17 protein-coding genes are annotated in these 20,849 nt (G+C 69.1%); 12 read left to right on the top strand and 5 right to left on the bottom strand.

Translation table 11 applies throughout. The features are described from left to right. The first annotated feature begins 83 nt into the window (after positions 1-83). Positions 84-1,028, top strand: coding sequence for a tripartite tricarboxylate transporter substrate binding protein (locus VH569_RS07580; protein ID WP_423314780.1), 945 nt, complete (start codon positions 84-86; stop codon positions 1,026-1,028). Between the two features lie 88 nt (positions 1,029-1,116). Here the strand turns inward: VH569_RS07580 and VH569_RS07575 are convergent, their stop codons facing one another. Then, positions 1,117-2,085 (bottom strand): tripartite tricarboxylate transporter substrate binding protein, encoded by a 969-nt coding sequence (locus VH569_RS07575; protein WP_423314779.1) that lies wholly within the window; start codon positions 2,083-2,085, stop codon positions 1,117-1,119. 664 nt (positions 2,086-2,749) lie between these two features. On the opposite strand from VH569_RS07575, the gene ykgO reads away from it, so the two are divergent. The 9 genes from ykgO (at position 2,750) to VH569_RS07530 (ending at position 14,189) form a co-directional block, all read left to right on the top strand. Continuing rightward, entirely contained in the window at positions 2,750-2,875 is a 126-nt protein-coding gene (gene ykgO / locus VH569_RS07570; RefSeq protein WP_012973122.1) for a type B 50S ribosomal protein L36, read from the top strand. Between the two features lie 235 nt (positions 2,876-3,110). After that, entirely contained in the window at positions 3,111-4,598 is a 1,488-nt protein-coding gene (locus VH569_RS07565) for an FAD-linked oxidase C-terminal domain-containing protein (RefSeq protein ID WP_423314778.1), read from the top strand. Between the two features lie 16 nt (positions 4,599-4,614). Beyond that, positions 4,615-5,817, top strand: a complete 1,203-nt coding sequence (gene glcE / locus VH569_RS07560; RefSeq protein ID WP_423314777.1) for a glycolate oxidase subunit GlcE — start codon at positions 4,615-4,617, stop codon at positions 5,815-5,817. A 17-nt stretch (positions 5,818-5,834) separates the two neighbouring features. Beyond that, the gene (gene glcF, locus VH569_RS07555; RefSeq protein WP_423314776.1) at positions 5,835-7,160 is read left to right on the top strand and encodes a glycolate oxidase subunit GlcF; all 1,326 of its coding nucleotides are present in this window, start codon (positions 5,835-5,837) and stop codon (positions 7,158-7,160) included. 189 nt (positions 7,161-7,349) lie between these two features. Further along, on the top strand, positions 7,350-8,057 hold the full coding sequence (gene pcsA / locus VH569_RS07550; protein ID WP_098740557.1) for a phosphatidylcholine synthase: 708 nt from the start codon (positions 7,350-7,352) through the stop codon (positions 8,055-8,057). A 79-nt stretch (positions 8,058-8,136) separates the two neighbouring features. Continuing rightward, the gene (locus VH569_RS07545; RefSeq protein WP_423314775.1) at positions 8,137-9,114 is read left to right on the top strand and encodes a cation diffusion facilitator family transporter; all 978 of its coding nucleotides are present in this window, start codon (positions 8,137-8,139) and stop codon (positions 9,112-9,114) included. Further along, positions 9,114-9,863 (top strand): DUF72 domain-containing protein, encoded by a 750-nt coding sequence (locus VH569_RS07540; RefSeq protein WP_423314774.1) that lies wholly within the window; start codon positions 9,114-9,116, stop codon positions 9,861-9,863. Before VH569_RS07545 ends, VH569_RS07540 begins: the two co-directional genes overlap by 1 nt. Before the next feature lie 133 nt (positions 9,864-9,996). Next, entirely contained in the window at positions 9,997-12,789 is a 2,793-nt protein-coding gene (locus VH569_RS07535) for a DUF2339 domain-containing protein (RefSeq protein WP_423314773.1), read from the top strand. Positions 12,790-12,872: 83 nt separating this feature from the next. Beyond that, positions 12,873-14,189, top strand: a complete 1,317-nt coding sequence (locus VH569_RS07530) for a hydroxyacid-oxoacid transhydrogenase (protein ID WP_423314772.1) — start codon at positions 12,873-12,875, stop codon at positions 14,187-14,189. 9 nt (positions 14,190-14,198) lie between these two features. Here the strand turns inward: VH569_RS07530 and VH569_RS07525 are convergent, their stop codons facing one another. Together VH569_RS07525 and VH569_RS07520 are read right to left on the bottom strand one after the other, a co-directional pair. Further along, positions 14,199-14,645, bottom strand: coding sequence for a GFA family protein (locus VH569_RS07525; protein WP_423314771.1), 447 nt, complete (start codon positions 14,643-14,645; stop codon positions 14,199-14,201). A gap of 213 nt (positions 14,646-14,858) precedes the next feature. Then, complete coding sequence (locus VH569_RS07520; RefSeq protein WP_423314770.1) at positions 14,859-16,655, bottom strand: acyl-CoA dehydrogenase; 1,797 nt, start codon at positions 16,653-16,655, stop codon at positions 14,859-14,861. Positions 16,656-16,883: 228 nt separating this feature from the next. On the opposite strand from VH569_RS07520, the gene VH569_RS07515 reads away from it, so the two are divergent. Continuing rightward, the gene (locus VH569_RS07515; RefSeq protein ID WP_423314768.1) at positions 16,884-17,930 is read left to right on the top strand and encodes a transglycosylase SLT domain-containing protein; all 1,047 of its coding nucleotides are present in this window, start codon (positions 16,884-16,886) and stop codon (positions 17,928-17,930) included. 82 nt (positions 17,931-18,012) lie between these two features. Next, positions 18,013-19,038: a nicotinate-nucleotide--dimethylbenzimidazole phosphoribosyltransferase gene (gene cobT / locus VH569_RS07510; RefSeq protein ID WP_174472664.1), complete on the top strand. Its 1,026-nt coding sequence runs from the start codon at positions 18,013-18,015 to the stop codon at positions 19,036-19,038. Between the two features lie 47 nt (positions 19,039-19,085). Here the strand turns inward: cobT and VH569_RS07505 are convergent, their stop codons facing one another. After that, entirely contained in the window at positions 19,086-19,655 is a 570-nt protein-coding gene (locus VH569_RS07505) for a hypothetical protein (RefSeq protein WP_423314767.1), read from the bottom strand. A gap of 22 nt (positions 19,656-19,677) precedes the next feature. Continuing rightward, positions 19,678-20,826 (bottom strand): succinyl-diaminopimelate desuccinylase, encoded by a 1,149-nt coding sequence (dapE, locus tag VH569_RS07500; RefSeq protein WP_423314766.1) that lies wholly within the window; start codon positions 20,824-20,826, stop codon positions 19,678-19,680. Between the last annotated feature and the right edge of the window lie 23 nt (positions 20,827-20,849).

Raw genomic sequence — 20,849 nt, 5'->3', positions numbered from 1 at the left:
ATGGATCGACAGGCCCCGCCGCCCCTGCGGCTGGGATCGGCCGATTCGGCGCCTTGTCGCGACGGATCCTGTTGGGAGGATTGGTGCGACTGTCGGCGGCCGTCGCGCTGGCGGCGCCGGGCGCGGCCCTGGCCGCCTATCCGGAGAAGCCGATCAGCCTGATCGTCGGCTATGCCGCCGGCGGCGGGTCCGATTTCATCGTCCGGTCGCTCGCTCCCTTCATCGAGAAGGAACTGGGCGGCAGCGCCCGGGTGATCGTGATGAACCGTCCGGGTGCAGGCGGCGAGATCGGCTTCGCCGCCATCGCCGACGCCACCCCCGACGGCTACACCATCGGCCTCATCAACTCGCCCAACGTCGTGACGATCCCCATCGAGCGGCATGCGCGCTTCTCGCTCGACCGGCTCGACCCGCTCTACAATCTGGTCGACGATCCCGGCTCCTTCGTCGTTCACAAGGACAGCCCGTTCCAGACGCTGGCCGACGTTGCCGCCTTCGCCAAGGCCAACCCCAACAATGTGACGGTGGGCACCACCGGCATCGGCTCCGATGACCATCTGGCGATGCTGATGTTCCAGCGCCTGACCCAGACCCAGCTGACCCATGTGCCCTTCCCGGGCAGCGCCGACGCCCACCGCGCCCTGCTGGGCCGGCACATCCAGGTCACCTCGATGAACATCGGCGAATCGGCGCGGGCCCGTGAAGGCGACCCGATCCGCATCCTGGGCGTGATGACGGAAAAGCGGTCGGAGCAGGCCGCCGACGTGCCGACCTTCACGGAACTCGGCTTCGACGTGAAGATGTCGTCGCTGCGTGGCCTCGCCGCCCCGATGGGCTTGCCCCCGGAGGTGCGGACCAGGCTGGTCGACGCCATCGCCAAGGCGGTCCAGCATCCGGAGTTCCAGGACATCGCCCGCAAGGCCTACCAGCCGCTGCGCCTGCTGCCCTCCGACCAGTATGCGGCGGAGCTGAAGACCCAGGAGGCGACCTTCCGCACCATCTGGAAGGAGACGCCCTGGCTGAAGTGAGGGGCAGACCAGAGGGAGCGTTGGACGGAAAAAGGGCGCCGGTGCAAGCCGGCGCCCTTTCCTTATCGTCCGAACCCTGCGGCGGGTCTTACTTCAGCCACGGGTTGGTGGCCCACAGCTCGCGCAGTTCCTTGGTCGACTCGGCCAGTTCGGCGGCGTACTGGTCCGGCGCCAGCAGGCGGATCGGCTGGTACAGCTCCTTCGCCTTGGCCTGGAAGCCCGGATCGTTGGCGGCCTTGCCCAGCGCGTCGACCAGCTTGGTCCGCACCTCCGGCGGCAGACCCTTCGGCGCCGCGATACCGCGCAGCGACGACATCAGCGCGTTGAAGCCCTGCTCCTTGAAGGTGCCGACGCCGGGGGCCTGCTCCACCTTCTTCTCGGCCATCACGCCCAGGACGGCGATCGGGTCCTTCTGCTTGTACTGCATCGCCTCGCCGATGTTCACGGCGCTCAGCATGATCTTCTTGTTGGACAGCGCCGCCTCGTTGGCGGCGGAGCCCTGGAAGGGCACATGGGTGAAGGTCACGCCGGCCTGGCGCTGGAACACCAGCATCGCCAGATGGTCGTCGGAGCCGATGCCGGTGGTGCCGACCGTCACGCTGTTCGGGTTGGCCTTGGCGAAGGTGACGACGTCGGTCAGCGTCTTGAACTGACCTTCGTTGTTGACCGCGAAGGAGCTGGGATCGTCGACCAGATTGTAGAGCGGGTCGAGGCGGTCCAGCGAATAGCGGGCCTGGCGCTCGATCGGGATGGCGTTGACGTTCGGCGAGTTGATGGCGCCGATGGTGTAGCCGTCGGGGGCGGCGTCGGCGATGGCGGCGAAGCCGATCTCGCCGCCGGCGCCGGGCTTGTTCACCACCTCGACCCGGCTGCCCTCACCCAGCTGCTTTTCCAGGAAGGGTGCCAGGGCGCGAATCAGCAGATCGGTGCCGCCGCCGGCGCCGAAGGCCACGATCATCGTGATCGGCTTCTCCGGATAGGCCGCCTCGGCGTTTGTGGCCGACATGAACAGCGCGCCGGCCGCGGCTGCCAGAGAGAGAGCTTTCCAGAACTTCATGATCCCCCCATCGATGATGCGCTGCGCAGGCGGCCGCATGCGGCGTGCCATGCGCGGAACGGGACGGAGTCCGGGCCGATCCGGCATGAATCGACAGCCTCTCCGACGGGATCGGCTGTAATCGTGCGCGATGGCGGCCAGGATACCGCTGAATATCTGAGGATGTTCCTACATCAGCAAGAACAGCCCTTCAACTCCGCAGCATACGATTTCGGATCGTCGCGTCAATACACCGCAGAATATTGCGAAGAATTGATGAAACTATCAGGGGGCTATAAGTAAATACTGTGTATCGGCTCGATTGTGTGGCGGTTCTTGTTGGGATTTTTTAGAGGGAAGAAAGTCGAGAATCGCGGGCGGACAGTCATCTCCGGCCCGCCGCCCATCGGCACCGTCTAACGCGAAGTTGTATATCTTCCATACAATTTGCCGATCCGCCCCACGGATTTCTCTTTATTGGAGAGATGGTGTCTACATTGTGTCTCAGAAATATCCTCTGCCCACCCGTTCTCCCGCATCTGTCGGTCCGGCGGGGCGGATGGGGTGGGAAATGCCGGGCGGCAGGGAGGTCTTTTTCGGAGCGTTCCCGAGCGTTGACAGTTGGTGGGCACCGCACTATGGTGCGCGCCTTCAATCGAGCCGCCGAGCGTTCAGGAACAGCATCATGAAAATCGTCAACTCCCTGAAGTCGATGAAGACGCGCCATAAGGCCTGCCGCGTGATCCGCCGCAAGGGCCGCGTCTACGTCATCAACAAGCAGAACCCCCGTTTCAAGGCCCGCCAGGGCTGATCGATCCGCAAGGGTCGATCGACTGCGAGGCCGGGCATCGCGCCCAGCCTCTCCGTCATCGGGTGTTTACGCAAGAGCCGCGCCTTCGGGTGCGGCTCTTGCGTTTTGTGGCCTGCGCTTTCCGCGGGACGGTTCCGGCCGGATGGGTCGGGAGCGGCATCGTCTTGTCTTAAGGTTGCGGCGGATGGTACGTGTGGCGGACGAGTTCGCCGCAACGGGATAAGGACCGCCCGCCATGAAGATGCCGGTGCCGGACAGCGGGGTGATCGCCCGCCGCCGGGAGATCGTGGAGGCGTTGCGCGCCATCGTTCCCGGCGAAGGCGTGATCGTCGACGAGAACGAGCTGCGCGCCTACGAGTGCGACGGGCTGACCGCCTACCGCCAGCTGCCGATGGTCGCCGTGCTGCCCAGCACGGTGGAGCAGGTGTCGCAGATCCTCAAAGCCTGCAAGGCGATGGGAGTGAAGGTGGTGCCGCGTGGCGCCGGCACCTCGCTGTCGGGCGGCGCCCTGCCGCTGGCCGACGGCGTGCTGCTCGGCATGGGCAAGTTCAAGCGCATCCTCGATATCGACTATGCGAATCGGTGTGTCACCGTGCAGCCGGGGGTGACCAACCTCGGCATCTCCAACGCGGTCGCGCATGAGGGCTTCTATTACGCCCCCGATCCGTCCAGCCAGATCGCCTGCACCATCGGCGGCAACATCGCCGAGAATTCCGGCGGCGTGCACTGCCTGAAATACGGGCTGACCACCAACAATGTGCTGGGGCTGGAGATGGTGCTGATCGACGGCACCATCATCCGGCTGGGCGGCAAGCATTTGGATGCCGGCGGCTACGACCTGATGGGCATCGTCACCGGGTCGGAAGGGCTGCTCGGCGTGGTGACCGAGGTCACCGTGCGCATATTGAAGAAGCCGGCGACCGCCCGTGCGGTGCTGCTCGGCTTTCCCAGCAGCGAGCAGGGTGGCGACTGCGTGGCGGCGATCATCGCCGCCGGCATCATCCCCGGCGGCATGGAGATGATGGACCGCCCGGCCATCCATGCGGCGGAGGCCTTCGTCCATGCCGGCTATCCGCTGGACGTCGAGGCGCTGCTGATCGTCGAGCTGGACGGGCCGGCGGCGGAGGTCGACCATCTGATCGACCGGGTCGAGGCCATCGCCCGCGACAAGGGCGCCTGCTATGCCCGCGTGTCGAAGAGCGAGGAGGAGCGGCTGGCCTTCTGGGCCGGGCGCAAGGCCGCCTTCCCGGCGGTGGGGCGGATCAGCCCCGACTATTACTGCATGGACGGCACCATCCCGCGCAAGGCGCTGCCGCTGGTGCTGCAACGGATGCAGGAGATGTCGGACCGCTGCGGCCTGCGCGTCGCCAACGTCTTCCATGCCGGCGACGGCAATCTGCATCCGCTGATCCTCTACGATGCCAACAAGCCGGGCGAGCTGGAGGCGGCGGAGGAGTTCGGCAACAACATCCTGCGCCTGTGCGTCGAGGTCGGCGGCGTGCTGACCGGCGAACATGGCGTCGGCGTCGAGAAGCGCGACCTGATGACCGATCAGTTCGACGAGGCCGATTTGCAGCAGCAGCAGCGGCTGAAATGCGCCTTCGACCCCGACGGTCTGCTGAACCCCGGCAAGGTCTTCCCCACGCTGCACCGCTGCGCCGAGCTTGGCCGGCTGCACGTCCACCAGGGGGAACTGCGCTTCCCCGACATCCCGCGTTTCTGAGGGGCCGCCGCTCGCCATGACCATCACCACCTTGAAGCCGGAAACCGCCGCGCAGGTGACCGACGCGGTGCGCTGGGCGCTGTCGGCCGGTGAGCCGCTGGAGATCCTCGGCAGCGGCAGCCGCCGCGGGCTGGGGCGCCCGGTGCAGGCCGGCCACGCGCTCGACCTGTCGGGCCTGTCCGGCGTCATCGCCTATGAGCCGGAGGAGCTGGTGCTGACGGCGCTGGCCGGCACGCGCATGGACCCGATTCGCGCCATGCTGGCGGACCGCGGGCAGCATCTCGCCTTCGAGCCGCCGGAGGGAGGGACGCTCGGCGGTCTGGTCGCCAGCGGGCTGGCCGGGCCGCGCCGCATCTCCGCCGGGTCGGCCCGCGACCATACGCTGGGGATCGCCGGGGTCAGCGGCCGGGGCGAGGCCTACAAGGGCGGCGGCAAGGTGGTGAAGAACGTCACCGGCTACGACGTGCCGAAGCTGATGGCGGGGTCGTTCGGCACCCTGACCGCGCTGACCGAGATCACGGTGAAGGTGCTGCCGGCGCCGGAGGACACCGCAACGCTTCTGCTGTCCGGGCTGGACGACCAGGCGGCGGTGGCGATGCTCGACCGCGCGCTGCGCAGTCCCTACGAGGTGTCGGGAGCCGCCCATCTGCCGGCCGGGATCGCCGCGCGGTCGGGCGTGTCCGCGGTGTCGGGGGCGGGCGGGGCGGCGACGCTGGTGCGGCTGGAGGGCTTCGGCCCATCGGTCGCCGCGCGCGTCACCATGCTGCGCGAGGAGCTGCGGGCCGACGCCGTGCTCGGTCGCGACGAGTCGCTGGCGGTCTGGCGCGAGGTGCGGGACGGGGCAGGGCTGGGAGCCTGCTTGGGGGAGGGCGGCGACGCCCATCTCTGGAAACTCTCGGTTCCCCCGTCGGCCGGTCCCGCCACCGTCGAGGCCATCCGCCGGAAGCTTGATGTCGAAGCCTTCTATGACTGGGGCGGCGGGCTGGTCTGGCTGGCGCTTCGATCCGATTTGGCACCGCCCGACTCAGGCGCGGCGATCCGCGGCGCGCTCTCCGTCGGCGGCCATGCCACGCTGGTGCGGGCGCCCGAGTCGGTGCGCGCGGCGACGGACGTGTTCCAGCCCTTGCCCGAGCCGCTGATGGCGCTCAGCCGCCGGGTCAAGGAAAGCTTCGACCCCAAGGGCATCCTCAACCCCGGCCGCATGTATGCGGGTCTGTAACGGGAAGACCGATCTCGATGCAAACCAACTTCTCGCTGGCCCAGCTGGCCGACGCCGCGATCCGCGACTCGGAGCAGATCCTGCGCAAATGCGTGCATTGCGGCTTCTGCACCGCGACCTGTCCGACCTACACCATCCTGGGTGACGAGCTGGACAGCCCGCGCGGCCGCATCTACCAGATCAAGGACATGCTGGAGAAGGGAGGCCCGCCGCCCGAAACCACGGTCAAGCACATCGACCGCTGCCTGTCCTGCCTGTCCTGCATGACGACCTGTCCGTCGGGCGTCCATTACATGCATCTGGTCGATCATGCCCGCGCCCATATCGAGGCGACGCACAGCCGTCCGCCGGCCGACCGGGCGCTGCGTGACCTGATCGCGCGGGTGCTTCCCAACCCGCGGCTGTTCCGCATGGCCGTGCTTGGGGCATCCATCGGCCGGCCTTTCCGCGCGATGCTGCCGAAGCGGCTGTCCGCCATGCTGGCGCTGACCCCCTCCAGCGTCCCGGCGCCGAGCTACAGCGACCGGCCCGGCGTGCATCCGGCCGAGGGTCCGCGGAAGAAGCGGGTCGCCCTGCTGATCGGCTGCGCCCAGCAGGTGCTGGCCCCGCAGATCAACGAGGCGACCATCCGCCTGCTGACCCGCCACGGGGTCGAGGTGGTGGTGTCGAAGGGGGCCGACTGCTGCGGCGCCTTGACGCACCATATGGGCAAGGAGGATCTCGCCCACGCCGCCGCGAAGAAGACCATCGACGCCTGGACGAAAGAGATCGAGAGCGGGGGACTCGACGCCATCGTCATCAATGCGTCGGGCTGCGGCACCAGCGTGAAAGATTACGGCCACATGTTCCGCGAGGATTCCGCCTACGCCGCCAAGGCGGCACGGGTGGCTGGTCTCGCTCGGGATGTCACCGAACTGATGGACGAGATCGGGCTGGCCCGGCCGGTGGTGGAGACCGGGCAGGCGGTCGCCTACCACTCCGCCTGTTCCATGCAGCACGGCCAGCGCATCAAGGAGCCGCCGCGCGCCCTGCTGCGCGCCGCCGGCTTCCTGGTCAAGGAGATTCCCGACGCGCATCTGTGCTGCGGGTCGGCCGGCACCTACAACATGTTGCAGCCGGAGCTGGCGGGGGAGCTGCGGGCCCGCAAGGTCGCGGCCATCGAAAGCACCCAGGCCCAGGCGGTGGCGGCGGGCAATCTCGGCTGCATCACCCAGATTGCCGGTGGGACGGGACTGCCGGTGGTCCATACGGTGGAACTGCTGGACTGGGCGACCGGCGGCCCGATGCCCGAGGCGCTGGCCGGACGTCCGGCCTTCCGGCAGGGCGGGGTGCGGGCGGCCTGACCATCGGGGGCCGGGAGAAGAGGGCCCGCAGGTCAGCGTGGGCGGAACCGGGGGGTTTCGGACCCCCACAATTCTGTGTTTATCTGCGTCCATCTGTGTCAGAAAATCCGCCCGCCTCACCGCCTATCGTTCCAGCCCCGCTCCGTTCAGGTCATCGCCTTGTCCTCGCCACCCACGGAAAACATCGGCATGAGCGCCGCCTACGGAATCACCCACCGCCTGTCGGCCTGGGGCGTTCACATCTTCACGGCCAGCGGTGCCGTGCTGGGGCTGCTCGGCCTTCTCGCGGCGGCGGCGGGCGATGCGAAGCTGTGCCTGATGTGGCTGGGCATCGCCCTGGTCGTCGACGGCGTCGACGGCACGCTGGCCCGGCGCGTCTCGGTCAAGCAGGTGCTGCCGGGCATCGACGGCTCGGCGCTGGATCTGGTGATCGACTACCTGACCTATGTCGTGGTGCCGGCGGTGTTCATGCACCGCTTCGGCCTGCTGCCGGAGGGGCTGGTCAGCATCGCGCTGGCGGCCTGGGTCCTGCTGACGGCGCTCTACTGCTTCGCCAATGTCGGGATGAAGAGCGGCGACAACTACTTCGTCGGCTTCCCGGCGATCTGGAACGTCGTGGCCCTCTATCTCTGGCTGCTCGACCTCAATCCCTGGTTCAACGCTGCGGTGGTGGTGGCGCTGGGGCTGCTGACCTTCACCACGGTCAAGTTCCTGCATCCCTTCCGTGTCAAGGCGCTGATGGCGCTGAACATCGCGGTGACCACGGTCTGGCTGCTCTGCTGCATCGCGCTGGTGGTGCTGGAGCCGGCGCGGCCGGGCTGGCTGTTCGGCCTGTGGCTGGCGACCTCGGTCTATTACGCCGCGGTCTGCGCCTGGCGGACTCTGCGCGGTCCTTGACGACCCCTTAGGGAACCCGCCGCGGCGGATGGACGTTGCTCCTGCGCAAGTCCGTCCGTTCCAGCGAAGGGGTCCCGTTTTGGCCGAAGGCTCCACCAAGGTCGTGCTCGCAGCGCTCGGCGGCAACCTGATGATCGCGCTGACCAAGTTCGTCGCCGCCGCGATGACCGGCAGCGCCGCCATGTTCAGCGAGGCGATCCATTCCGTCGTCGACAGCGGCAACCAGCTTCTGCTGCTCTACGGCATCCGCCGCGCCCGCCGCCCGCCGACGCCCCAGCATCCCTTCGGCCATGGGCGCGAGGTGTATTTCTGGTCCTTCGTCGTCGCGGTCCTGCTGTTCGGCATCGGCGCCGGCCTGTCCATCTATGACGGCTGGCACGCGCTGTCCCATCCGGAGCCGGTGGAAAGCCCCTGGGTGAATTTCGCCGTTCTGGGCTTCGCGGTGCTGTTCGAAGGTTTTTCCTGGATCGTCGCGCTGCGCGAGTTCCGCCGCGGCCAGAGCGGCGTCGGCATCCTGTCCGCCGTCCACCGCTCGAAGAACCCGTCGGTCTTCGTCGTGCTGCTGGAGGACACCGCGGCTCTGATTGGCCTGCTGCTGGCCGGCATCGGCCTGACGCTGGGCGAGGTGACCGGCAACCCGGTCTTCGACGCCTACGCCTCCATCGCCATCGGCGTGGTGCTGGCGGTCGTTGCGGCGCTGCTGGCCTACGAGTCGAAGGGGCTGCTGATCGGCGAGTCGGCCGACCGCCGCGTTGTCGAGGGCATCCGCCGCATCGTCGGCGAGGAGGCGCGGGTGAAGCGCCCGCTCGACGTGCTGACCATGCATATGGGGCCGGACGACGTGCTGCTGAACCTGTCGGTGGAGTTCCAGGACAGCCTGAACGCCCGCGAGGTGGAGGACGCCGTCTGTTCGCTGGAAAGCCGCATCCGCAGCCAATACCCGATCATCCGCCGCATCTTCGTGGAGGCCGAGTCGCTGCGCGCCCGCCGCGGCCGTGACACTGACGGAGCCGCCACGGCCCAGGGACTTCCGCCCCAGGGACTCCCGGCCGAGTGATGCCGCAGGCCAACGGGCACCCGATCCGGATCGGCACCGCGGGCTGGAGCATCCCGAAGCTCTCGGCCCCCGCCTTTCCCGTGGACGGCACCCATCTGGAGCGCACCGCCCGCGTCATGCCGATGACCGAGGTGAACAGCAGCTTCTACCGCCCGCACAAGTCGGAGACCTGGGCGCGCTGGGCGGCCTCGACCCCGCTCGGGTTCCGCTTCGCGGTGAAGCTGCCCAAGGCGATCAGCCACGAGGCCCGGCTGGTCGGCGCGGAGGCGGCGCTCGACCGTTTCCTGGCCGAGGCGGGCATGCTGGGCGACCGTTTCGGTCCGTTGCTGGTCCAGCTGCCGCCCAGCCTGCGCTTCGACCGGGCGGTGGCGGAGGATTTCTTCACGCTGCTGCGCGCCCGATTCGATGGCGATTTGGTGTGCGAGCCGCGCCACGCTACTTGGTTCACCGACGCGGCCGAGGCGTTGCTGGTCGCCCACCGCGTCGCCCGTGTCGCCGCCGATCCCGCTCCGGTGCCGGAGGCGGGCGAGCCGGGCGGCTGGGACGGCCTGCGCTACTGGCGGCTGCATGGATCGCCGGTGATGTACCGCTCGGCCTACGAACCGGCGGTGCTGGATGCGCTGGCCGAGAGGCTGGTGGCGGAGGCGGCGCTGCGGCCGGTCTGGTGCGTTTTCGACAACACCGCCGACTTCCATGCCGTCGACGACGCGCTGGCGACGATGGCGCGGCTGCAAGCGCTCCAGATCTGAACCGGTTGCCGTTCATCGGCGGGACTCTCCATTGGGGGAGCCTCCAGCACGACCGAGACAGTGCATTGTTGCACAGCTATCCTGCGACGAAACGTCCCCGAAGTCGGGGCAACGGCGTGCAGGCGGTGCGGTCATGGAGTTCGTTGTCCTACTGCTGATTTTCGGCTTCCTCACCCACCGGCTCGACCGGCGGCTGAAGGCGCAGGCGGCGGAGATCGCCCTTCTGCGCGGCAGGCTGGACAAGGCGCTGAGCGGGGGCCTGCCACCGCAAGCGGCAGCGGAAGCCGAACCCGCCGAGGCCGCGGTCCCGGAGGTCGAGGCGCCGCCGGAGGCGGTCGGCGAACCGGTCTTCGCATCCGGGGCGGAAGAGCCGGTGCCGCCACCAACCCCGCAGACCACCCCGCAACCCGCGGCTCCGGCGGCGGCGCGGACGGGGTGGCGCGAGCTGGAGGACTCGCTGGCCTCGCGCTGGCTGATCTGGCTCGGCGGCGGCACCATGGCGCTGGCGGCGGCTTTCTTCATCAAGCTGTCGGTCGATCACGGCTGGCTCGGGCCGTCGGTCCGCGTCGCGCTGGGGCTGCTTGCCGGCCTGGGGTTGATGGTGGGGGGTGAGTGGCTGCGCCGCCGGCCGATGCAGCGCGCCGTCGCCGCTTTGCAGCCGGATTACGTGCCGCCGGCCCTGACCGCCGCCGGCCTGTTCACCGCCTTCATCAGCGTCTATGGCGGCTTCGCCCTGTTCGGCCTGTTCGACCCGCTGGTCGCCTTCGTGCTGCTGGCCGGCCTGTCGCTGGCCGCCATCGGCCTGTCGCTGCTGCAAGGACCGCTCATCGCCGCGCTGGGGCTGCTGGCCGGCTATGTCTCGCCCCTTCTGGTGTCCACCGGCAACCCGGACGCCTGGAGCCTGTTCGCCTATCTGCTGGCGCTGAACGGCGCCGGGATGGGGGTGGTGCTGTATCGCGGCTGGCGCTGGCTCGGCTGGGGCGCGCTGGCCGGTGCCGCGCTGTGGCCGCTGCTGTGGATGATCGATCCCTGGCGCAGCGGCGACGAACTGCCGACCGGCGTCTATCTGCTGCTGACCTCGGCGCTGTTCCTGGTGCCGGCGGTGCGCGGCGTGCTGGACCTGACGCTGCCGGAGCCGTCCCCCGCCACCGGCTGGCGCACGGCTTTGCCCGACTGGGCCCGGCGCAAGCAGCGCCATCCTGCCGACCGGCTGGCTATGACAGCGACGACGGTCTTCGGTGTGCTGGTCGCCGCCGTCACCTGGATCGACTCCCACGGCTCGGTCTCGCTGATCGTCCTCGGGCTGTTCGCCCTGCTGGCGATGATCGGCGGTCGGCGGACGGAACGGATCGCCGGCGTCGCCTGGATCGCGGCGCTGAGCGTGCTGCTGTCGCTGGCGCCCTGGAGCCTGCCCTATGTGCCGGCCAGTCCGCCGCCGCTGAATGCCGACGGCCAGCCGCTGATTGTCGTCGATCCGGCCGGCTATCCGGCGGCGGTCGCGCATTTCCTGTGGATCGCCGGCGGATTCGCCGCCCTGTTCGGGATCGGCGGCTTCGTCGCCCTGTGGGACGCGCGGCGGGCGGCGCTGTGGGCCTCGATCTCGGCGCTGGTGCCGCTCGCCCTGCTGACGCTGGCCTATGCGCTGGTGGAGCCGCCGGAGACCGCCATCGGCTGGCCGGCGGCGGCGCTGGGGCTGGCGGCGCTGCTGGTCGGCGCCACCACGCCGCTGGGCCGTCACCGCCACCGGCCGGGCGCCTCGCTGGGGCTGGCCGCCTTCGCCGCCGGGGCCACCGGCGCCATCGCGCTCGGCGCCACCATGGTCTTGCAGGAGGCGTGGCTGACCGTCGCGCTGGCGATGCAGGTTCCGGTGCTGGCATGGCTGGAGCGGCAGTTGAGCTTGCGCGAGCTGCGCGGCGTCACCCTGCTGGTGGCGGTCGCCGTGCTGGTCCGGCTGGCGATCAACCCCTCCGTGCTGGATTACGAGGGCTATGGCTGGATCGCCTACGGCTATGGCCTGCCGGCGTTGGGCTTCCTCGTGGCGGCGCGCTGGATGCGGACCGCTCCCGGCGGGAAGGGCGACGATCTGGTGGTGATGGTGCTGGAGGCCGGCGCCCTGATCTTCACCACGCTGATGCTGTCGCTGGGCATCCACCGCTGGATGGCCGGCAGCCTGCAGGTGGCACCGTCCAGTCTGGCGGAGGTGGCGCTGCACACCCTGTCCTGGCTCGGCCTTGCCCTGCTGCTGGCGGCCGACCGGCGGTGGAGCGCGCGGCCCGTCGCGGTATGGGGCCGGCGTTTCCTGGTGCTGATGGCCGCCACGGCGGCCCTGTTCCTGCATCTGCTGGCGCTGAACCCGCTGTGGAACGACGAGTGGGTGGGGAACTGGCCGGTGGTCAACCGGCTGCTGCTGGCCTATGGCGCGCCGGCCCTGCTGGGGCTGGTCTATCTGTGGTACGACCCGCCGCCGTCGACGGCCCTGCGCAGTGCCGCCCCGGTGCTGCCGCTGCTGCTGATCGCCACCAATCTGGCGCTGGAGATCCGCCGTTCCTTCCAGGGGCCGGTCCTGTCCGGCTACGAGATGTCGGACGCCGAATGGTACAGCTATTCGGCCGGTTTCCTGCTGTTCGCGGTGGCGATGCTGGTGGCGGGCATCCGCTTCGGCTGGGGCTGGATGCGCCATGCCGGGCTTGTTCTCGTGCTGGCGGTCGTCGCCAAGGTGTTCCTCAGCGACATGTCGGACCTGGAAGGGATGTACCGCGTCGCCTCCTTCCTCGGCCTCGGCCTCTGTCTGGTCGGCACCGGCTGGCTCTATCAGCGGCTGCTGCGGCCGCCCGCGCCCGGCACGCCGCCGGATGCGCCGCCCGAGTTGCCGCTGGAACCGCCGCTGTCGCCCACGGACACTCTGTTGGACCAACGGACGCATTGACAGGCCGGGCGGAGGGCGCTCCCATACGGTGAAGGATGGGCCGGAGCGGAAATCCGGCCCCCGCCACCGGAGGAGCAGCGCTCATGGCAGGCGACACGCACGGCAACGCCTATCCCATCCTGCCCGACGGCGAGGAGGGCTTCACCGTCGAGGCGGCGCGGATGAAGTTCGGCCCCGGCATGCTGGCGGAGCTGGGCGGCGACGCGCTGTCGCTGGGCATGACGCGGGTGGCGCTGTTCACCGACCCGCGGGTGGCGGCGACGGCTCCCTTCGCCATGGCGCTCGACTCGTTGAAGCGGGCCGGCGTCGATCCGGTGGTCTTCGACCGCTGCCGGGTAGAGCCGACCAGCGCCTCCTTCCTCGACGCCGCCGATTTCGCGCGGGACGGCGGCTTCGATGGCTATGTCTCCATCGGCGGTGGCTCGGTGATCGACACCGCCAAGGCGGCGAACCTCTACGCCACCCACCCGGCCGACTTCCTCGCGTATGTCAACAAGCCGCTGGGCGAGGGCGTCCCGGTGCCCGGCCCGGTCAAGCCGCACATCGCCTGCCCGACCACCTGCGGCACCGGCAGCGAGACCACCGGCGTCGCCATCTTCGACCATGTGGAAAAGCAGGTGAAGACCGGCATCTCGTCGCGCTACCTGAGGCCGAGCCTCGCCGTCGTCGATCCGCGCACGATCGACAGCCTGCCGCCCGGCGCCATCGCCGCCACCGGCTTCGACGTGCTGACCCACGCCATCGAGAGCCACACCGCGCGGCCTTTCCGCTCCCGCCCACGACCTGAGTCGCCGACGGCGCGCCCGCCCTACCAAGGCGCCAACCCGTGGTCGGACATCGGCAGCCTGCAAGCGATCCGGCTGGGCGGACAGTGGCTGGAACGGGCGGTCAACGATCCCGACTGCTCGGAAGCCCGCGATGCGCTGATGTTTGCGGCGACGCTGGCCGGTCTGGCCTTCGGCAATGCCGGCGTCCACATCCCGCACGCCATGTCCTATTCGGTGGCGGGGATGAACCACAGCTTCACCGCCACCGGCTATGAGACGGTGGAGCCGATGGTGCCGCACGGCATCTCGGTGGTGCTGAACGCCCCGGCCGCCTTCCGCTTCACCGGACCGGCCTCCCCCGAAGCGCATCTGCGCGCCGCCGAGGCGCTGGGCGCCGACACGCGCGGCGCGTCGCCGGAGGACGGCGGCGAACTGCTGGCGACCCGGCTGATCGGCATGATGCGGGCGACCGGCCTGCCGAACGGGCTGTCGGCGCTCGGCTATGGCGAGGCCGACATTCCGGGGCTGGTCAGGGGCGCCGCTGCCCAGCAGCGCCTGCTGACCATCGCCCCGCGCCCGGTGTCGGAGGACGACCTGCGCGGGCTGTACGCGGATGCGATGCGCTACTGGTGAGGGGAGCCGCTATTCCGCCATCGTTTCGCCGGAACCGCCGAACTCGGCCGGGAAGTCCTTCAGCTTCGGCAGGCCGTCGCGGATCGGCAGCACGGTCTCGGCATAGTTGACGTGGACGGCGGGGGCGAAGGGCAGGGTCGGCAGGGTCGCGGAGAAAACGTCCACGAGGCCGAGCGGCGGGTGACTGGTCATCAGATGCCCGCCGCACTTCGCACAATACTGGCGCTGGCTGAGCGGGGTCTTCTGGAAGGTCGCGAGATGTTCGGCTCCCGCGGTCACGCGCACCGCGTCGGGCTTCCACAGGGTGAAGGCGTTGACCGGTCCGCCGGACCAGGAGCGGCAGGACCGGCAGTGGCAATAGCCCATGGCCTCCGGCGATCCGGTGACCTCCACTTCCACCGCACCGCAGAAGCAGCGTCCCGAATGAGTCCGTGTCTCGGTCTCCGTGCTTGTCATGGCTTTCGACTTCATCTTTGTTTGTGATGCGAACAATGGGACGCTATCACCGATAACAAGGATGTTCAGTTGGCCATTAGGACCATGCTCATTCGATAGGCGATAACAAAGCTCCCCGAAAAAGCGGGGCTGTCGGGAGCCGACGGAAGGATCGGGTTGGGCAACGCAGGGAAGGCCCCTCTCCCGCCTGGAGAGAGGGGCCGGACACTTCGGTCAGAACTGCTCCTCGCTCAGCGCCATCACCGTGTTGCGGGCGCTGGCGATGGTCGGCAGCAGGGCCGGGGCGGTCGCCAGAACCTGCTCGGCGTAGAAGCGGGCGACGATCAGCTTGCTTTCCAGGAAGGAGGCGTTGGCGCCGGGCTGGCGCAGGCCCGCCATCGCCTTCATTGCCGAGCGGGCGAGCATCCAGCCGCCGGCAACCGTACCCCACAGCTTCAGGTAGGCCACGGCACCGGCGGCGGCCCCTTGCAGGTCGCCCTCCGCCTGGGTCGCGACCATCCAGTCGATGGCGCGGTCCAGCGCATCGAGCCCGGCCGACAGCTCGGTCCGGATCACCGCGAGGTCGTCGCCGGGGGCGGCGCCCAGCTCCTCCACCGTCGCCCGCATGTCGGCGACGAAGGCACGGGCCGCCGCCCCCTTGTCGCGGCCGGTCTTGCGGAAGGTCAGGTCGTTGCCGTGGATGCCGTTGGTGCCCTCGTAGATCGGGGTGATGCGGGCGTCGCGGTAATGCTGGGCCGCCCCCGTCTCCTCGATGAAGCCCATGCCGCCATGGATCTGCACGCCGGTGGAGGCGACCTCGCAGCCGATGTCGGTCGACCACGCCTTGACGATGGGGGTCAGCACATCGACCCGCGCCGTGGCGGCAGCCCGCACCGCCGGATCCTCGTGGTGGCGGGAAATGTCCAGTTGCGTGCCGGCATAGAGCGCCAGAGCGCGGGCGGCTTCCGTCTTGGCGCGCATGTCCAGCAGCATGCGGCGCACGTCCGGATGCTTGATGATGGCGACGCCGGAGCCCCTGGGATCGGCCAGATCCTTGCTCTGCACGCGGCTCCTGGCGTAGGCGCGGCCCTGCTGATAGGCGCGCTCGGCAATCGCGACGCCCTGGATGCCGACGCCGAGCCGGGCGTTGTTCATCATCGTGAACATGTATTCGATGCCGCGGTTCTCCTCGCCGACGAGGTAACCGATGGCGCCCTCGTCGTCGCCATAGGCCATGACAGCGGTCGGGCTGGCCATGATGCCCAGCTTGTGCTCCAGGCTGGCGCAGCGCAGGTCGTTGCGCTGGCCCGGCGTGCCGTCGGCGTTGGGCAGGAATTTCGGCACGATGAACAGGCTGATGCCCTTGATGCCGGCCGGGGCGTCGGGCAGGCGGGCCAGCACCAGATGGACGATGTTCTCCGTCAGGTCATGCTCGCCATAGGTGATGAAGATCTTCTGGCCGGTGATGCGATAGCTACCGTCGCCGGCCCGCACCGCCTTTGTCCGCACCGCGGCGAGGTCGCTGCCCGCCTGCGGCTCGGTCAGGTTCATCGTCCCGGTCCATTCGCCGGAGATCATCTTCGACAGATAGACCGCCTTCTGCTCGTCGCTCGCATGCTCGGTCAGCAGATCGACGGCACCCTGGGTCAGCAGCGGGCACAGGCCGAAGGACAGGTTGGCGGCCTGCCACATCTCGTTGACCGCGAAGGCGACCGTCCAGGGCAGGCCCTGTCCGCCATACTCCGGCTCGAAGGGCAGGCTGTTCCAGCCGGCTTCGGTGAACTGGCCGTAGGCCTCCTTCCAGCCGGTCGCGGTGCGGACGACGCCGTTCTCCAGCTTGGCCCCTTCCTTGTCGCCCACCCGGTTCAGCGGGGCGAGCACGCCGGAGGCGAATTTGCCGGCCTCCTCCAGGATGGCGTCGACCAGATCGGGGGCGGCGCTGTCGCAATGGGGCAGGGCGGCGATGGCGTCGAGGCCGACCACCTCGTTCAGGACGAAGCGCAGATCGTCGACCGGAGCGGTGTAGGTCATGGCGGGGCGAGTCTCCCAGGGCAGATTTGTAGGGGGCGAATTGTTTGGTTTACCTATAGGTTAACATACAGCATCGGATGGCGCTTGGCGAGAGGGCGGGATGCCGCGTCCATCTCCATCGTCAAGGCTAGGCCCGCGGCAGGGCGGCATCAAGCCTTCTCCCGACTGGCACGGCGTCTGCATAGGAGAGGCTGCCTCCCATCGGGGCCTTCACACGGGGATCGACCCATGACCTACGCTTCCGCCCTCGGCAATCCCAGCAACGCCGCCGCCCAGGCCGCCAGCGCCTCGCGCGGGCCGGCCACTGTGGAGGCTGCTGTGCGCAATGCCAGTGCGAAGACGGGGGTCGATTTTTCCTACCTCATGGAAAAAGCTGCCGTGGAGAGCGGCTACCGCACGGACGTAAAGTCCTCCTCCTCCTCGGCGACGGGGCTCTACCAGTTCATCGACAGCACCTGGCTGCAGACGATGAAGGAGCATGGCGCCGACCACGGCTATGGCAAATACGCCAACGCCATCCAGACCCGCGGCGACGGCCGGCCCTATGTCTCCGATCCGGAGATGAAGAAGGAGATCCTGGATCTGCGCAAGGATCCGACCGCGTCGGCCCTGATGGCCGCGGAATACACCCGCGACAACAAGGAGTATCTGGAGGAGACGGTCGACGGCAAGATCGGCTCGACCGAGCTGTACATGGCGCATTTCCTGGGGGCCGGCGGCGCGTCGAAGTTCCTGAACGCGATGCAGGAGAACCCCGGCCGCACCGCCCGCGACGTCTTCCCCGACGCCGCCGCCGCCAACAAGAACGTCTTCTACGACAAGGCCACCGGCAAGGCGAAGTCGCTGAAGGAGATCTACGACCGCTTCGCCTCGAAATTCTCCGAAAACCCGATGGCGAATTTCGCCCCGGCCCAGGTGGCGAACGACGCGGTGCGCAAGCAGGACATGCCGGACGGCTTCACCACCCAGGTGCCGACGGCACCGGCCAAGGCGCTGAACGGCACGCCGCTGTCGATCTATCAGGTGCTGGCGCTGAACGCGCTGGAGACGCCGGATGAGGTCGACAGCGTCAGCGGCCGCCCGGCCCGCCTGCGCGACAAGGAGCATCGCCGCATGCGCGACGAGCCGGTGCGCACCGACCAGTCGTCGGGCACCGGCGTCGCCATGGGCTTCGGCCTGGGACTGGGCCGGATCGTCGGGTCGGAATCGGCGACGCCGGTCGCCGGCGCCACCGCGGGCGCTGCCGGAACCGACGCGGTCGCCAAGGCGGCATAATGCCCTACGCTGGCGCTTTGACTTGATGGCCGGATGGGTGCAAGGTCGCGCCGTTTTTGGCGCTCACCCCTCAGGACCGATCATGAGCAACCAGCAGCCTGCCGTCACCTTCGAGGAAATCCGCGCGCTCGTGCGCAACCTGCCCGGCCCCGACCTGGAGGCCGGCACCGCGGCCCTCCAGCGCGAACGGCAGCTGACCAAGCCGGCGGGCTCGCTCGGCCGGCTGGAGGAGATCGCGCAGTGGATGGCGACGTGGCAGGGCCAGCATCCGGCCGAAGCCCGCCGTCCGCGCGTCGCCGTCTTCGCCGGCAACCATGGCGTGGCCGCCCGCGGCGTCTCGGCCTATCCGGCCGAGGTGACGGTGCAGATGGTCGCCAACTTCCAGAACGGCGGGGCGGCGGTCAACCAGCTCTGCGAGGTCGCCGACGCCGACCTGCGCGTCTACGAGCTGGACCTGGAGAACCCGACCGCCGACTTCACCCAGGGCCCGGCCATGGGTGAGGAGGAATGCTGCCGCACCATGGCCTACGGCATGATGGCGGTGGAGATGGGCGTCCAGCTGCTGTCGCTGGGCGAGATGGGCATCGCCAACTCGACCTCGGCGGCGGCGCTCTGCCTCGCCCTGTTCGGCGGCGAGGCGGCCGACTGGACCGGCCGCGGCACCGGCATCGACGACGAGGGGCTCGCCCGCAAGATCGCCGCGGTGGAGGCCGGCGTCGCCGCCAACCCGCAGGCCAAGGACGACCCGTTCGAGGCGCTGCGCTGCCTCGGCGGCTACGAGTTCGCCGCCATCGCCGGCGCCATCCTGGCCGCCCGCGTCGCCCGCGTTCCGGTCCTGCTCGACGGTTTCGCCTGCACCGCCGCCGCCGCGGTGCTCTACAAGGCCGACCGCCGCGCGCTCGACCACTGCATGGTCGCGCACCGCTCGGTCGAGCCGGGCCACACCCGCCTGATGCAGCTGATCGGCAAGGAGCCGCTGCTCGATCTCGGCATGCGGCTGGGCGAGGGGTCCGGTGCGGCGCTGGCGATCAACATCGTCAAGTCCGCCGTCGCCTGCCACGCCGGCATGGCGACTTTCGCCGACGCGGGCGTCAGCACGCAAGGGTAATGGGTCAGGGTGTCGTGAGGGCTTCCCTGGCCCTCACGACATCCCGTTCACAGCATTCCGTCCGCCAGATCGCTGATCGCGGCAGACAGGAACAGGTCCAGCATCACCAGGGCGACCGCAACCAGACCCGACAGCGACAGGGCGGTGCGCAGGACGAACCACTGGTAGGTCAGCATCGCCATCATGACGCCGAAGACCAGCGCTTCGGACACGCCCGACGGCAGCAGGCCGGTGGCGGACAGCAGGATGGCAGGCAGGTAGATCCCCATCTGCACCACCGCCGACCAGTTGTAGGCGGCGAGCGCGCCGGGATAGAGCTGCTCCTTGCCCAGCAGCGCCGCTATGCGGAACAGGGCGAGCGGGAAGGCGGTCCAGCTGACGACGTAGGCGATGCCCTCCACCGTCACCAGTTGCAGGACCGGGGTGCCGTCCAGCTGGTCCCACAGGCGGATCGCCAGCAGCAGCGCATAGGCCGGCAGAACCACCAGGGCGGCGTAGAAGGAATTCAGCGCACCGTCCGGCGTGCGGTCGAAGAACTCCATCCCCGTGCGGTCGAAGCGGGCCAGCCGCCAGGCGCCGGTCAGCGCGGACAGGATGGCGGGCGTGGTCAGCGGCATCGTGGTGTCCCGGTCAGACCTCTCACCCGGCAAGGCGCGTGAACACGCCCTTCAGGATCGACTCGTAGATGGCGGTCAGCTGGCGCAGATCCTCCACCGAACAATATTCGTCCACCTTGTGCATGGTCTGGCCGACCAGCCCGAACTCCACCACCGGGCAGACATTCTTGATGAAGCGTGCGTCCGACGTGCCGCCGGTGGTCGAATAGTCCGGACGGCGTCCGGTCACCCCCTCCACCGCCTCGGCCACCAGCTCGGTCAGCGGACCCGGCGGGGTGACGAAGCTGTCGCCGGAGCAGTAGACCTCCAGCTCATAGGCGCCGCCGACGGTATCAAAGGTTTGGCGCAGCCACGCCTCGATGCCGGCCGGGGTGTGGGCGTCGTTGAAGCGGATGTTGAAGGTCGCCTTGCCCTGCGCCGGAATGACGTTGGTCGCCGTGTTGTCGACGTCGATGGTGGTCAGCGCCAGGGTGGAGGGCTGGAAATGCGCCGTGCCTTCGTCCATCGGGTGTTCGGTGATGGCGGCCAGCATGCGGACCAGCCGCGGCAGCGGGTTGTCGGCCAGATGCGGATAGGCGACGTGGCCCTGCGCGCCGAACACGGTCAGGAATCCGGTCAGGCTGCCGCGCCGGCCGATCTTGATCATGTCGCCCAGCGCCTTGGGGTTGGTCGGCTCGCCGACCACGCAGGCATCGATGCGTTCGCCGCGCTCGGCCAGCCAGTCCAACACCTTGCGGGTGCCGTTGATCGCAACCCCTTCCTCGTCGCCGGTGATCAGCAGGCTGATCGAGCCAGCGGGCGGCCCGTCCTCCAGCCGGCGCGACACGGCGGCGACGAAGGCGGCGATGGCGCCCTTCATGTCCACCGCACCGCGGCCGAACAGGCGCCCGCCCATCACCTCGCCCGCAAAGGGATCGACCGTCCAGCCCCGGTCGCCCGGCGGCACCACGTCGGTGTGGCCGGCGAAGCAGAAGTTCGGACCCTCGGTGCCGAGCCGGGCATAGAGATTCTCCACCGGCTCGGTTCCCTCCTGCTGGAAGCGCAGGCGGTGGCAGGTGAAGCCCATCGGCGCCAGCGCCGCCTCCAGCACGCCCAACGCACCGTCGTCGCGCGGCGTGACGCTGGGGCAGCGGATCAGATCCTGGGCGAGGGCAACGGGGTCGATGGTCATGCGGCTCTTTTCCAACCGGCCCG

The sequence above is a fragment of the Azospirillum sp. 11R-A genome, assembly GCF_049472615.1.
Taxonomy (GTDB): Bacteria; Pseudomonadota; Alphaproteobacteria; order Azospirillales; family Azospirillaceae; genus Azospirillum; species Azospirillum palustre.
The sequence above is the reverse complement of the archived record's forward strand: the minus strand, read 5'-3'. Positions and strand labels throughout refer to the sequence as shown.

Coding starts and splice junctions, on each gene's coding strand:
- cobT (WP_174472664.1), top strand. CDS start 18,013: ATGAGCAACCAGCAGCCTGCCGTCACCTTCGAGGAAATCCGCGCGCTC.
- VH569_RS07530 (WP_423314772.1), top strand. CDS start 12,873: ATGGCAGGCGACACGCACGGCAACGCCTATCCCATCCTGCCCGACGGC.
- dapE (WP_423314766.1), bottom strand. CDS start 20,826: ATGACCATCGACCCCGTTGCCCTCGCCCAGGATCTGATCCGCTGCCCC.
- glcF (WP_423314776.1), top strand. CDS start 5,835: ATGCAAACCAACTTCTCGCTGGCCCAGCTGGCCGACGCCGCGATCCGC.
- VH569_RS07540 (WP_423314774.1), top strand. CDS start 9,114: ATGCCGCAGGCCAACGGGCACCCGATCCGGATCGGCACCGCGGGCTGG.
- VH569_RS07505 (WP_423314767.1), bottom strand. CDS start 19,655: ATGCCGCTGACCACGCCCGCCATCCTGTCCGCGCTGACCGGCGCCTGG.
- VH569_RS07575 (WP_423314779.1), bottom strand. CDS start 2,085: ATGAAGTTCTGGAAAGCTCTCTCTCTGGCAGCCGCGGCCGGCGCGCTG.
- VH569_RS07535 (WP_423314773.1), top strand. CDS start 9,997: ATGGAGTTCGTTGTCCTACTGCTGATTTTCGGCTTCCTCACCCACCGG.
- ykgO (WP_012973122.1), top strand. CDS start 2,750: ATGAAAATCGTCAACTCCCTGAAGTCGATGAAGACGCGCCATAAGGCC.
- VH569_RS07525 (WP_423314771.1), bottom strand. CDS start 14,645: ATGACAAGCACGGAGACCGAGACACGGACTCATTCGGGACGCTGCTTC.
- VH569_RS07565 (WP_423314778.1), top strand. CDS start 3,111: ATGAAGATGCCGGTGCCGGACAGCGGGGTGATCGCCCGCCGCCGGGAG.
- glcE (WP_423314777.1), top strand. CDS start 4,615: ATGACCATCACCACCTTGAAGCCGGAAACCGCCGCGCAGGTGACCGAC.
- pcsA (WP_098740557.1), top strand. CDS start 7,350: ATGAGCGCCGCCTACGGAATCACCCACCGCCTGTCGGCCTGGGGCGTT.
- VH569_RS07520 (WP_423314770.1), bottom strand. CDS start 16,655: ATGACCTACACCGCTCCGGTCGACGATCTGCGCTTCGTCCTGAACGAG.
- VH569_RS07515 (WP_423314768.1), top strand. CDS start 16,884: ATGACCTACGCTTCCGCCCTCGGCAATCCCAGCAACGCCGCCGCCCAG.